Origin of the sequence: Filimonas zeae (genome assembly GCF_014641615.1) — a bacterium.
Taxonomy (GTDB): domain Bacteria; phylum Bacteroidota; class Bacteroidia; order Chitinophagales; family Chitinophagaceae; genus Filimonas; species Filimonas zeae.
This window is the reverse complement of record NZ_BMIB01000004.1, coordinates 32,263-45,468: the sequence shown is the minus strand read 5'-3', so window position 1 is coordinate 45,468 and position 13,206 is coordinate 32,263. Positions and strand designations below refer to the sequence as shown.

At 46.1% G+C, this 13,206-nt stretch carries 9 protein-coding genes; 2 read left to right on the top strand and 7 right to left on the bottom strand.

Features of this window, described 5'->3' with window-relative positions:
• Positions 1-49: 49 nt before the first annotated feature.
• The 5 genes from IEY13_RS18930 to IEY13_RS18910 all read right to left on the bottom strand — a co-directional run bounded on the left by IEY13_RS18930 (position 50) and on the right by IEY13_RS18910 (position 8,411).
• Positions 50-835: a class I SAM-dependent methyltransferase gene (locus tag IEY13_RS18930; RefSeq protein WP_188955122.1), complete on the bottom strand. Its 786-nt coding sequence runs from the start codon at positions 833-835 to the stop codon at positions 50-52.
• Positions 836-884: 49 nt separating this feature from the next.
• Positions 885-1,919: a PorP/SprF family type IX secretion system membrane protein gene (locus tag IEY13_RS18925; protein WP_188955120.1), complete on the bottom strand. Its 1,035-nt coding sequence runs from the start codon at positions 1,917-1,919 to the stop codon at positions 885-887.
• Between the two features lie 45 nt (positions 1,920-1,964).
• Positions 1,965-5,672 carry a DUF7948 domain-containing protein gene (locus IEY13_RS18920; protein WP_229687917.1) on the bottom strand — a complete coding sequence of 1,236 codons (3,708 nt, stop codon included), beginning with the start codon at positions 5,670-5,672 and terminating at the stop codon, positions 1,965-1,967.
• Positions 5,673-5,731: 59 nt separating this feature from the next.
• A complete protein-coding gene (gene recG / locus IEY13_RS18915) occupies positions 5,732-7,825 on the bottom strand; it encodes an ATP-dependent DNA helicase RecG (protein WP_262891986.1) in 2,094 nt (697 codons plus the stop codon).
• Between the two features lie 70 nt (positions 7,826-7,895).
• Positions 7,896-8,411, bottom strand: a complete 516-nt coding sequence (locus tag IEY13_RS18910) for a YdeI/OmpD-associated family protein (protein WP_188955117.1) — start codon at positions 8,409-8,411, stop codon at positions 7,896-7,898.
• 60 nt (positions 8,412-8,471) lie between these two features.
• On the opposite strand from IEY13_RS18910, the gene trpS reads away from it, so the two are divergent.
• Positions 8,472-9,470: a tryptophan--tRNA ligase gene (gene trpS / locus IEY13_RS18905; RefSeq protein ID WP_188955115.1), complete on the top strand. Its 999-nt coding sequence runs from the start codon at positions 8,472-8,474 to the stop codon at positions 9,468-9,470.
• A gap of 71 nt (positions 9,471-9,541) precedes the next feature.
• Positions 9,542-10,177, top strand: a complete 636-nt coding sequence (locus IEY13_RS18900) for a deoxynucleoside kinase (RefSeq protein WP_188955113.1) — start codon at positions 9,542-9,544, stop codon at positions 10,175-10,177.
• A gap of 9 nt (positions 10,178-10,186) precedes the next feature.
• On the opposite strand, the gene IEY13_RS18895 is transcribed toward IEY13_RS18900, so the two are convergent.
• Both IEY13_RS18895 and IEY13_RS18890 read right to left on the bottom strand, forming a co-directional pair.
• Complete coding sequence (locus tag IEY13_RS18895; RefSeq protein WP_188955111.1) at positions 10,187-10,807, bottom strand: response regulator transcription factor; 621 nt, start codon at positions 10,805-10,807, stop codon at positions 10,187-10,189.
• Positions 10,804-12,819, bottom strand: coding sequence for a tetratricopeptide repeat-containing sensor histidine kinase (locus tag IEY13_RS18890; protein WP_188955108.1), 2,016 nt, complete (start codon positions 12,817-12,819; stop codon positions 10,804-10,806). Before IEY13_RS18890 ends, IEY13_RS18895 begins: the two co-directional genes overlap by 4 nt.
• Positions 12,820-13,206 lie beyond the last annotated feature (387 nt).

The window sequence follows — 13,206 nt, the reverse complement described above, 5'->3', positions numbered from 1 at the left end:
AAATTTTAGTAAATGTAAACGCTAATCATTACATGATATAACATGAACATTAGTTAGCCGATATCAGGTAATACACACAAGTGGTAAAGTAGTTTCTGATATAGGGTATATCTTTCAGTACCGGTAATTGCTTAATAGCTTCCCGGCCAAACTTCCATTTATATATAGGATTCAGCAGGTAAAATGTTTTATGGCTTATGCTGTATCCTTGCTCTCTGGTTATCCTTTCAAAACGTTCAATAGAAATGCCGGTATCTCTTATTTCCAGTAATGCTGCCACATCTTCGTTTTTAGAGCGTAATATGGCTTTATACATAAAACGGGGCAGCAGATGGTACCAGGGTAATTTGCTCAGCCACTTGTTCTGACACATTTGCTGGTGGCCTCCAAAAGGCATTTGCCATGGAGGAAAGCCAAAGAATATTTTGCCCTGGGGGCGTAGAAAGGTTTTCATCCAGCCAATCAGTTTGGGCTGGTCATGTATATGTTCAATAACGTCTTTCAGTACAATAATATCAAAAGTGCCACCCAGATCACTAACTGCATCTGTTTTATAGATGTCTTTGGTTACAAAACGAATCAGGCCTTTTTCTATATCTTCCTGCAGCCATTTCTCTCCGTTTGCTACCCGTTCAGGAGCCAGTTCCACACCCACACCCGTACAGCCGCGGTTAATAAAGGCTTTTAAAACTCCGCCTTCACCACATCCTATTTCCAGTACGCGCATTCCGCGTTTAACGGCAAACTTTTCTTCAATAAAAGGAATTACGTATTGCTCTGCATTCAATACCTGAATATCAAAGTACCTTTTTCTATCTCCGTGAAACTCAAACATGAACCGGGTTTGTTTTCCGCAAAGTACGTAAAGATGCGGAAGTGTACATCTAAAACTTGACGGTTGGACACTTCAATGCTTTCACCGGATCAAACAGGCCCGTTTTAACCAGCGACAGCTCATACGCGCCTTTTGTCTGGTTGTAAGTACTGAGAGAAGAAGTAGTGGCGTCGTAATTAACCGTTATTTTAAAATCGTTCCACTGGTAACCCACCACCGGTATAAAAGCGTCTTTGTTTCTGTAGTACAAACCGCCTATAAGCTGCGTTTTACCATCCCCGCTCAGGTTGTAGTTGGCATTAACGCCCAGTACGGTTTCACTGGCGTTCGTCATTCTGCTGTAGTAAATATTGGGATTCACAATCCAGAGGTCGTTCAGTTTCAGGGAGGCATTTAAAAAAACGTTGTACCGCATATCCAGCTGCTGCGATTCGGTGCGATCTGCAAAAAAGCTTTCTTTAGGCCTGTTCAGGTGGTTTATACTTACACCAGCATTAAAGTAAGCGTTCTGGCTGGCAAAATAAGCATAGTTCAAACCCAGGTTTAAATCCATATAACCTACTGCACTGTAGGCAAACGGCTCGCCGTTGGGTATGGTAATATCAAAGAATTTGTTATTCCACTGATCGTCAAACGTAAGCTTGGAAAAATCTACTCTTTTGTTCACCCATCCACCACTGAAACCTGCGCTTAACAAACTGGCCAGACCCAGCATCTGGTGGTAGGCTACAGAGCCTTGTATTTTGGTAGAGGTTAAGCTGCCGGCACCGGCTACATCCCGTAAAATAGCACCGCCTACACCCAGCCATCCGTTTTCCAGGCGGTCGTTCAACAGCTGCATATCGCCCCACAAGCTCATGGTTTTGTAGGGGTTATTGGTAATATTTGCCCACTGGTTGCGGTAGTTAATGCCTACGCGCCAGTCTACATCGGGCGCAAACCCGGTATTGGCGGGGTTTACCAGTAACGGGGAATTGAAATACTGAGAAAAATGCAGATCCTGCGCCTGAGTGTGCAGGCTTGCCAGCAGGCAGCCCAGCACTAAAGTAATGCCCCATCCCGGTTGTCTTTTTCCAATTTTCATACATGCCTCCTTTTAAATATTCCGGCACCTTGTGGCTAAGCTCTATTATCTCAATAAGGTAATATCCCCGCGCTTCTGATACCTCTGTCCATCACTGAATTCTATATCAAGAACATAGGCGTATACATCCATAGGTTGCAATGTGCCGTTATAGCGGCCATCCCACACACCGCTTTTGTAACTGGTTGATTGAAATACCTGAACTCCCCAACGGTTAAAAATGCGGAAGTTCATTTTAGCTATACCAAACCCACGTACTCTTACTACGTCGTTAATACCATCTCCGTTAGGTGTAAAAGCACTCGGTACATCTACCAGCGGGGTTATCACTGCTTTTACAGTGGTACAGGTATCGCTTACGCAACCGTATTGGTTGGTGGCTTTTAAACAAATCTGATAAGTACCCGAAGCAGTATAGATATAGCTGATTAATGTATCCCTACGGTTGGTAGCTATACGTTCTCCATCACCAAAATCCCACAGGTAGGAAGTGGCTCCTATACTGGTATTGGTAAAGTTGAACGGCGTGTTTTCCTGTGCCTGTATAGGTGAATACGTAAAGCTGGCAATAGGGTTGGGGCTTACGGTGATGGTATAAGTAAAGCTGTCCACAATATTACAGGTAGATGAGTCGGTAGCTACCATTTTAATGGTATAAGTACCCGGCGTGGTATACAGGTGTGTAGGACTAACATCAGTGGAAGTTGTGCCATCACCAAAATCCCAACGGAATGTTTCGCCGCCCATACTGGTATTGGTAAACTCTGCATTATACGGCACACAGCCACTGGCCGGTGTGGTAAATTGTGCGTCTACGTTAATGGCAATACGAATCTGCTGCGTAATAGAGTCCGGATAGTTACAGTAATTGGTATCTGTTAAGCTGAGCGTTACATTATAGGTGCCCGCGGCGGCATAGGGGTGCGTAAAGGTTTGTGTACCCTTATCGCTGTATACAGTACCGTCACCCATGGTCCAGCGGAACGAAGTGCTGGTAAACGGACGGGTAGCGGTAGAGGTATTGGTAAATTCATAATTCAACTGATCGCAGGGTAACAGCTTTTTATAATCAAAGCCCAGTGTGGCCGGGTTATCTCCTGCTTTAATGCTGGTGTAAGACGTATCTGCTACGTTACACGCAGTAGAGTCAACAGATACCAGCATTACTGAATACGTACCTACGGCGGTGTAGGTATGGGTAACAGTGGGGGCGGTAGTGGTTTGTGGTGTACTGCCATCTCCAAAATGCCAGATGTATTGTTTACCCATGGCCAGGGTATCTGAAAAAGTTACATCCAGTGGTATACATCCGGTATTTCTGGACATGCCGCGTATAGTAGATTTTACGCCGGAACCTACCCCCGCCAGGTTAAAAGCAATTTTAATAGCTGCCATATTACAGCCACGGCCCGATAATGCCCCGTTGGTACGGGAATAGGCACCGGCAGTGGTGAAGAACTGAGCACCTCCGCCACAGTTGGCACATAATGCCTGATAAATAATGCCCTGCTTGTCAAAGCGGCTGGTGCCCCCATCTACATGGTCGCCCAGGCCACCTTTTTGCCCAAACATGGTACCGTATAGTTGTGAAGCGGCATCTTTCTTCAATACAAAAAAGTAAAAATCGGCTCCATCCCTTTCCGCAACGGTATTGGGAAAAAGTGCATCCGGCGTAGTGGTTAAGCCGAATGTACCGCTGTTATCATATCCTTCAGTCTGGTCAATACCGCCGCCCCAGCCAGATACATACACGTTCTCACAACGGTCTACCAGAAAAGCAGTAGGCGAAATGGAAGGTTTGCTGTTGTTAGGCCCAAACACGGTGGAGTATACATAACTGCTGAGGTCGCTGTTGAGTTTGGAAATAAACTGCTTGCCACCTGCCTGCGAAAAAGCGGCATTCATTACCGGCCAGGTACCCGTGGTGGTACCCATTATATAAGGATAAGCAAACCGGTCGAATTGAATACCGAAAAGCAGATCGTGTCCGTTGGTACCAAAGTACGAACTTTTGATAAGGGTGGTGCCGGTATTGTTTACTATGCTTACAAAGCCATCACAATCGCCTCCGTTATAGCTGTTGGAAATAACACTGCCATTGCCAACACCCGGAAAGTTGTTGCTGCCGGTAGCGCCTGCTACATAAATATCATTGGTTACGGGATGTAATGCCAGTACAAAACCTGCATCATCGCCATTACCCCCTAAAAAGGAACTGAAAAGTACATTCAGATCTGGCGCTGTTTTAATAAGCACTGCATCCTGGGTGCCACCACCAAAAGTGGGTTGAAACGCGCCTGCAGAAGTACGGAAGGCAGTAGTGCCTCCTGCGCCGGTTGAGCGGGTTTGTGAGGTGAAATAAATATTATTGGCTGCATCCACAATCACTTCACTTCTTGCATCATCGCCATAGTTCCGCCGGGTAGATAAAGAGCCTGCGGTGGTGGGGTATTTGGGCTGAATATTTACACCGTCGCTGCCGCTACCGCCAAACTTGCGGCTGGATAACATGGCGCTACCGGTGCTGTTGAGCTTCATAATAAAAATGTCGTAACTGCCTCCGGCGCCATAGGTTTCCAGGGTAGTAGGAAAATCGCTGGAAGTGGTACGCCCTGCTATTACCAGGTTACCGGCATTATCTACAATCATACTGTGTGGCTGTTCGTTGCCTTTGGTGCCACCAATATAAGTGCCGTATATTCTGTTACGCCCGCTGGGGTTAAACTTCATAAGGGCAATATCGCACGGGCCACCATTGTCAGACTGGTCGCCACCGCCCCAGGTAGTTTGAAAGGCTCCATTGCTAACCGGGTATTGATTGGCAAACACAATACCGGCACCATACAGGTTGCCTGCACCATCATAAGTTGCAGAAAAGCCCCAGTTATCTGCACTACTACCCGAAAAAGTGGAAAATATCAACGAGGGGTCAATTACCAGGGTTGCATCTGCTGCATGTGCTGCTACTTTAAATCTTACCGTATTATCTTTTACCTGATAGCCGGCTTCTACCTCTGCACGGCCGGTATTGGCCAGCTGATAGGTATAGGGCTTTAATTCGGTTACATTACCTACCGACGTTTGTACCTGTAAACTACCTTTTTGCACACTCACTTTGTCCGCACCGTTAAACTGCAGCACAATGTCATTTACATTACCGCCCGGGTTTACAATAATGTCGTATTTCAGTTTACCATTGTCGGTATAGTAACGTACGTCAATATTGGGGTAAATGTTTTTGTACAAAACAGCCTGGTATATTTTACAGTCGCCCGCCCATTGGCTGGAATCTTTTCCTATAAAATAGTTGTAGTAAGAATCTACTGGTTTATCCGGAACAATCTGCGGGTGTTCAGAAGCGCCTGCAAAAACCACTTCATAGGCATGTGAACGTACGGTGAGTGCATCAGAACCGGTGGAACCGGAGGATGTGCGGGTAGCTACCGGTATTCCTACATGGCTTCCACCACCTGGTTTACCCCCTCCGCCGGGGTTACCGTTACCGGGTGTTTCGTTGTGGCGGTGGCCACTATAATATTCAGCAAGCTTTTGTACATCTTCGGAATTGTTCAGCAGTATCTTATACCCGGTTTCCTGCAAAAAAAACGCTCCGGAACTCAGGCTGCCTTTAAACTTTACTTTGCTGTTCCACTGCCCCTTGTTTTCAACAAACTCAAAATCCTGCGCATGCGCAACTGATTGCAGCAGCATAAGCAGCGCCAGCAAGGGAGATAATCTGGTAAAGGTTTTCAAGCTGAACGATTTTTGTATAAGATATAATATAAATAACGAAAAAAAAGCCTAAAATGTTGTCAGGATATTTTGCTCCAGGAGGTTTTTCCCTCTTTCGCAAGGAGATGACTTTTTAACGGCAAATTATCTGCCGAAGTCATATCCGGGTCCTGTTCCAGCAACAGTTGCGCATATTTTTTTGCCGATTCCAGAATGGCCTTATCGTTTATCAGACTTGCCAGCTTAAAGTTAAGCATGCCGCTTTGTCTGGTACCCTCAATATCGCCGGGGCCACGAAGTTCCAGGTCTTTCTCGGCAATTTTAAAGCCATCGTTGGTCGCGCACATTATCTTGATACGTTCCCGGGCATCTTTGCTTACCCGTTCTCCTGTTAAAAGTATGCAAAAGCTTTTTTCGCTACCTCTGCCCACCCGCCCGCGAAGCTGATGTAATTGGGATAATCCAAATTTTTCCGTGCTTTCTATAACCATTACCGAAGCGTTGGGTACGTTTACACCCACCTCAATTACGGTAGTACTCACCATAATATGGGTATCGCCGGTTACAAAACGTTGCATATTAGCTTCCTTCTGTTCTGGCGGTTGCCGGCCATGTACCATGCTTATGTAATACTTCGGCTCGGGAAAAAAGCTTTTTACCTGCTCGTACCCCTGCATCAGATCTTCATAGCTCAGTTTCTCGCTTTCTTCAATCAGCGGATATATAATGTAGGCTTGTCTGCCTTTGGCTATTTCGGTTCGTATAAAATCCATTACACCTGCCCGCTGCATTTCATTACGGTGTACCGTGGTAATGGGTTGCCTGCCGGGTGGTAATTCGTCCATTACGCTGTAATCCAGATCGCCATAGGCCGTCATAGCCAGTGTACGCGGAATAGGGGTGGCCGTCATCACCAGCACATGGGGCGGTATAGTGGCTTTTTGCCACAGTTTGGCGCGTTGGGCCACACCAAACCGATGCTGCTCATCTACAATGGCCAGCCCCAGGTTTTGAAACTGCACACTTTCTTCAATAACCGCATGGGTGCCTACCACCATTTGTATACTACCATCTGCCAGGCCAGCCAGTACTTTTCTGCGCTCGGCTGCTTTAGTGCTGCCGGTAAGCAGGCGCATGGTAACCGGTAAATCTTTCAGTAAGGCCGTTAAACCCTGATAGTGTTGCTGAGATAGTATTTCGGTAGGCGCCATCAGGCAGCTCTGGTAGCCATTGTCAGCCGCCAGCAGCATGGTTAACAAAGCCACAATGGTTTTGCCGCTTCCTACATCGCCCTGTACCAGGCGGTTCATTTGTTTGCCACGGGCAGTGTCCTGCCTGATCTCTTTCAGCACCCGCTTTTGTGCGCCGGTGAGCTGAAAGGGTAGCACATGATTGTAGAAATGCGTGAAAATATCGCCTACCTTTTCAAACACCACACCCCGGCTGTAACGGTGGCGTTGCAGTTTTATCAGCGCCAGGCGTATCTGTGCTATAAACAGTTCTTCAAATTTCAGCCGTCTTACCGCCGCCTGGTAGTCCTGAGGCGATTTAGGAAAATGTATATCACAATACGCGCGGTAGCGCGAAGGCATTTTCAGCTGCTGCAATAACGGGGCGGGTAGGTTTTCGGGTATATCCCGCTCTGCCACCTGAGGCAACAGCACGCTGGTAAGTGTGCCCAGTTGCCTGCCATTTAAACTTCTGGCTTTCAGCTTTTCGGTAGAAGGGTAAATGGGCTCCAGAAAGTTTTTACCGGCACTTTTTACGCTGGCCAGCAGTTCCATTTCCGGGTGCGTCATTTGCGGGCGACCGTTAAAAAAGCCGCACCGGCCATATATCAGGTAGTCTTTACCCGGCAGCAGGCTTTTTTGTACCCAGGTTATGCCCTGAAACCAGGTTAGTTCCAGTATGCCGCTTTTATCGCGTATGCGGGCTACCAGCCGCTTGCCTCTTTTTTCTCCTATAATAGTACTGTCAACAAGGGTACCCGCCACCTGAATAAATTCTGTTTCGGGGTTAATCTCGTTAATCAGGTTTACCTGTGTTTTATCTATGTGCCGGAGGGGAAAGTGTTCCAGCAAATCGCGGAAGGTGAATATATTCAGTTCTTTCCGCAGCATATCTCCCTTTAAAGGGCCTACACCCTTCAGATATTCAATAGGAGAATCCAGTATGGAGTTTGACGCGCTAATGTATCTTTCGTTATTCGTTACTCAATACTGCAAATATCGGTGATTTACATTTTTATGCCTTCCGCTTTTCGCTTTCGGCCCGCAGCATTTCACCGTACGACATATTATTGCGCAAGGCTTCCACCGTCATAACAATGCGTTTGGTGCGGGTAGCTTCCGTTTTGGCGCTGTCAATCCATTTAATGTAATAGTTGCGGTGCGATGGGGCAAGCTTTTCAAAAGCCTCCTGCGCTTTCGGCTCATCTGCCAGGCATTCCTGCAAATCTTCCGGCATTACTATGGCAAAGGTTTTATCTTCTGCTATTTGCACTTCCAGCATGGCGCCTTTTTTCTTACGAATACCTTTTCGTATTTCAGCGTTTAAAGCCAGTATAAAGTTGCCTCCGCCCATAGGCACCAGGCTTAATCCGGCGTAAGCATACTTATCCAGCCTGCCCTTCACCCGAAAGGCTTTTTTATTGCCGGGTTTCAGTTCCTGTGCCAGATCGGCCGGAATTTCAATATAGGTCCAGCCGGTTTTGTCTCCTTTTTCTTCAAACTGATGTATGGTAGCAGTAAAACGAATCATAACGGCGTAAAAGTTAATGGAAAAATCAGAAATTCAAATAACATTCTATCTTCGCGCCCTATGAGTAAGGAAGTAGTATTAAGCGGTATTCGCCCTACAGGCTTTTTACACCTGGGCAATTATTTTGGCGCTATGCGCAACTATGTTCGCATGCAGGATGAGTATGAATGTTATTTTTTTGTGGCCGACTGGCATAGCCTCACTACACACCCCGATACCAAAGAACTGAAAAACAGTGTACACCGCGTAATTGCAGAAAACATTGCATGCGGCCTGGACCCCGAAAAAGTAGCGTTATATGTGCAGAGCGATGTACGCGAAATTTCTGAGTTGTACCTGTATTTAAATATGCTGGCTTATAAAGGTGAGCTGGAAAAGACCACCACGTTTAAAGATAAAGTGCGCCTGAACCCGGAAAATGTAAACGCAGGTTTATTGACTTATCCGGTATTAATGGCAGCGGATATTCTGGTACATCGCGCGGTAAAAGTTCCGGTAGGTAAAGATCAGGAGCAGCATATTGAAATGGCCCGCAATTTTGCCGAGCGTTTTAACCACCGTTATGGCGATGTGTTTCCTGCACCGCATGCGTTTAACTACGGCACGCAGCTGGTAAAAATTATGAGCCTGGACGGTACCGGGAAAATGAGCAAGAGCGAAAACCAGATGGCTACCCTGTACCTGGCGGATGATGATGACCTGATCAGAAAAAAAATAATGAAAGCCAAAACGGATAGCGGCCCTACGGAGCCCGATTCGCAGAAGCCGGATTATATTGAAAATATGTTTACGCTGATGAAGCTGGTTAGTACAGAAGATGTACTGCAGCACTACGAAGCAGCGTTTAATGGTTGCAGCATCCGTTACGGCGATATGAAAAAGCAACTGGCGGAAGATATGGTGAAGTTTATGTCGCCTATTCGCGAAAAGGCCGCTGCAATGCAGGCGGATAAGGAATACTTGGCGCGTATTATGAAAAACGGTGCTGAAAAGGCAAGGGTAAGTGCGGCAGCTACGCTGGATGCCGTACGCAATGCAGTTGGGGTTAATTACCTGTAACGGCGCGGAATTTGCTAATGCGTGTATGACCTTTTGCAACCACATCTTTTCAACAGTAAATCATTCCCTGAATGGTTAAAACCAACAAACCCAAACACGTGGCAGTTGCCGGCAATATCGGTGCCGGTAAAACTACACTTACCGAAATTCTCAGTAAACACTACCGGTGGATTCCCCAGTTTGAGGATGTGGATCATAATCCGTACCTGATGGACTTTTATGAAGACATGCCCAGGTGGAGTTTTAACCTGCAGATATACTTTTTAAACAGCAGGCTTACACAGTTGCTGGAAATTCATCGTGGTACCGAAACCGTAATTCAGGACAGAACCATTTACGAGGATGCCAATATTTTTGCGCCCAACCTGCACGAAATGGGGTTGATGAGCAAGCGGGATTTCGAGAATTATTACGACTTTTTTCAAACGCTCAAATCCATGGTGCAGCCGCCAGATTTGTTGATTTACCTGAAGGCTTCTGTACCCACCCTGGTAGGGCAGATTCAGAAGCGCGGCAGGGAATACGAAGAAAACATACGGCTGGACTATCTTAAAAAGCTGAACGATTTATACAACAAATGGATTGACAGCTACAATGAAGGCCCGGTGCTGGTAATTGATGTTGATAAAAACAAATTTGTAGAAAAGGAAGAAGACCTGGGCGATATCATCAGTAAAGTAGATGGTATGCTGTTCGGCTTGTTTTAAGCCCTTTAACTACTGTACCAATTTTTTCTGCAGCGCCAGTTTTACCAGCGCTGCAGTATTTTTTACACCCAGCTTCTGCAGCAGCCTGTTGCGATGGTTTTCTACTGTACGCAGGCTAAGAAATAGCTGATCGGCAATCTGCTGATTGGTAAAGCCTTCCACTATTAAATGCAGTACTTCTTTTTCGCGGCGGGTAATAATATTGTCCTGGTTTTGCGAAAGCAGATTCAGTAACTGCTTCTTCAGTTCATCGTAAATAAACTGCTCACCTCTGTTTACCGTTTTAATAGCTTCTACCAGTACACGTGGTTCCGTATCTTTTAATAAATAGCCCAGGCAACCTTGTTGCAACATATCTCTGGCCTGCTCGGGCGAGTCTATATTGGTAAGCGCTATAATGTGTACAAAGGGATATTGTTTGCTGATAATACCGGCCAGCTCTATTCCGTTTTTTCCGGGCATCTGAATATCCAGCAGCAGTACATCCGGCTGGCTTTGTGTTAACCCGGCAAGCAGACTATCGCCACCCGTATAAACACCTGTAACCACAATACCCTGCTCTTCTTCCAGTATTCTACCCACGCCATAGCGTACAATGGCCTGATCATCGGTAATGGCAACTTTAATCATATGCTGTTTGTTAGTTCGGGGGCCGTTTCAAACTCCAGGTAAATGCTGGTGCCCTGATGGGCGCTGCTTTGTATATCAACAGTGCCACCAATGCTTCTTACCCGGTGGTAAATATTGGTAAGCCCAATACCATGGGGCTTTTCCGTATTGCTTTCAGGCATGCCTATGCCATCATCTTCAATGGTTATAGTAAGGCCATTATCTGTATACTCCATCTGCACTACAGCGTGCGCTGCCTGTGCATGTTTCAGTATGTTATGTATCAGCTCCTGAACAACACGGTAAACTCCCAGCTCAAAAATAGTGTTGAATCGTTTCTCCGTGCCATAATGCTGAAAAATAAATTCAGTACTGGCGTTGTGGCCCATTTTGTAACAGAACGAGCGGATGGCTTGCAACAGGCCTTTGTTTTCCAGTACATCGGGCAGCATGTTATGCGCTGTTTTCCGCAACTCAACAGAGGCTTCTTCCAGCAGTTTTAAACCACCGGAAAAATCGCGCTCTTCCCGTATTTCCTGCTTTCTGCCTGCCAGTTCAAAATTAATACGGGCAGCTGCCAGTATGCCGCCAATGCCATCGTGCAGCTCACGCGCCAGTCTTTTACGCTCCTGTTCTTCACCGGAAATAGTAGCGTTCAGGCGGGTAATTTCCATCTGTTGCTGAAAGCCATTTATTTTTTCCTGTTGCAGCCGTTGCTTGTGCAGGCTGTTGCGTTGCCATAAAATAAATATGGCAGCCAGCCCCGCGGCTATTACAGATATAATACCTATCCAGAAGTTCTTTCGGCGTACGTTGTTCTGTGCCTCGGTAAGCGTAAGTTGCTGCACGGCCAGCTCTTTATCTTTCTGGGCAATGCGAAAGCGCATTTCCAGCCGGTTAATCATTTCCAGCTTGTCTTTCTGTACCAGGCTATCGTGTAAGCGTATATGAATTTTATTATGCTCCAGCGCCTTTTTATACTGCCCCAGGTTTTCGTAGCACTCACTCAGCATGCGGTGGGCTTCTACTACATCGGGCCTTCGCAATTTGCCATGCCCGTTTACATCCGATAGGTAATCCTGCAGCAGCGTTATACATTCCGGGTATTTATGCTGCTGAAAAAAGGCGCTGGCACGCATAAAGTCTGCCGCGCCCAGAAAAAAAGCCAGCGATACTTTATAGTCCGGATTGTTACGCAGGTCGCGCACTTTTTCAATATACCCCAACGCTTCAACCGGCCGGTTCTGCATCAGATACGTATCGGCTATATTAAGCAGGGTAGATATACGGCGGGGCAAATTCAGGCCCTTCCGTTTTACCAGGTATTCTTCAAAACAATACCTGGCCGAATCGAACTGCTTAATACTATGGTAGTATAAGCCCTGCAGGAAATGGATATTATATCGGTTATAGTCATTTTCAGGTAACCGCGAAGCAATAGCCACCGCTTTTTGCACATATTGCTGCGAAGTATACTTTATAGATTCGGGTTCGTAGTTTAAATGCCCCCAGAATACAATCAGCTTTATGTAAGTTTTAATTTCAAAAGCCGCGTCCTGTATATGCCCGCTCTCAATTTCATCACTTAGCCGGTAAAAGAAATAAGCAGAAGAGTCATGTTTGCCCTTTTCATCATAGGCTTCTGCCAGTAACAGATCAATAGGGGCTTTCAGGTTAATATTGCGCAGGTCTTGTTTCTCGTACAGTTGTAGTGCCTGGTTGCCGTACAAAATAGCCTTGTCTATATCGCTGCCAAAATACCAGGTACCGGTTTGGGTTAAAGCAGCTATCATACCCGGCACAAACTGTATTTGCCGGCTGTGTTCTAAAGCCTGTGCATACAGGGTAAAGGCGCGGGTGGGGGCGGTATCGGCTATATGCTGCCCTTCCCTTAATAACGTAAATACCACCGAACTATCCCGGGTGTACTGGTTTTGTGCCTTAACGGTAAGGGTACATATACTGCAGAGCCATAAGAATGTTATGGAGAAGATGAAAGAAAACTTCCCGGATGGTCTGCTGCTTGTACTCATTAACAGTAGTAATATATTTAATAACGCAGTATGTATGCTATATGCACAAAAATAGCCCTATTTGAGTGTTTATACCCGGTTGAAAATGAGTATAACTGCTCTGTTTTTTTGATAAGCCGGGGGCTAGATTTGGCAAAGTAAACATTATAGCCAAATCTAATTTACTGCTGTGAATTGCTTGCGAAAATCTTTATAAAATACTGATTCTTAGTTCTGTGTATTTGCTGTAGCTGGTTATCGGGGAGCCGGGCCACAGCAAGTAGCGCTGTTTTTTTAATAGGGTTGATATGGACATAAGCGGCGCGGTGTCTACCGCAGCCGCTTTAACCTTTTATCGGCTGAAAAACGGTTGCGTAAGGCCTATTCTTCCCTCTCAGCGCGTTTTTT

Coding starts and splice junctions, on each gene's coding strand:
- IEY13_RS18930 (WP_188955122.1), bottom strand. CDS start 835: ATGTTTGAGTTTCACGGAGATAGAAAAAGGTACTTTGATATTCAGGTA.
- IEY13_RS18925 (WP_188955120.1), bottom strand. CDS start 1,919: ATGAAAATTGGAAAAAGACAACCGGGATGGGGCATTACTTTAGTGCTG.
- IEY13_RS18910 (WP_188955117.1), bottom strand. CDS start 8,411: ATGATTCGTTTTACTGCTACCATACATCAGTTTGAAGAAAAAGGAGAC.
- trpS (WP_188955115.1), top strand. CDS start 8,472: ATGAGTAAGGAAGTAGTATTAAGCGGTATTCGCCCTACAGGCTTTTTA.
- IEY13_RS18900 (WP_188955113.1), top strand. CDS start 9,542: ATGGTTAAAACCAACAAACCCAAACACGTGGCAGTTGCCGGCAATATC.
- IEY13_RS18895 (WP_188955111.1), bottom strand. CDS start 10,807: ATGATTAAAGTTGCCATTACCGATGATCAGGCCATTGTACGCTATGGC.
- IEY13_RS18890 (WP_188955108.1), bottom strand. CDS start 12,819: ATGAGTACAAGCAGCAGACCATCCGGGAAGTTTTCTTTCATCTTCTCC.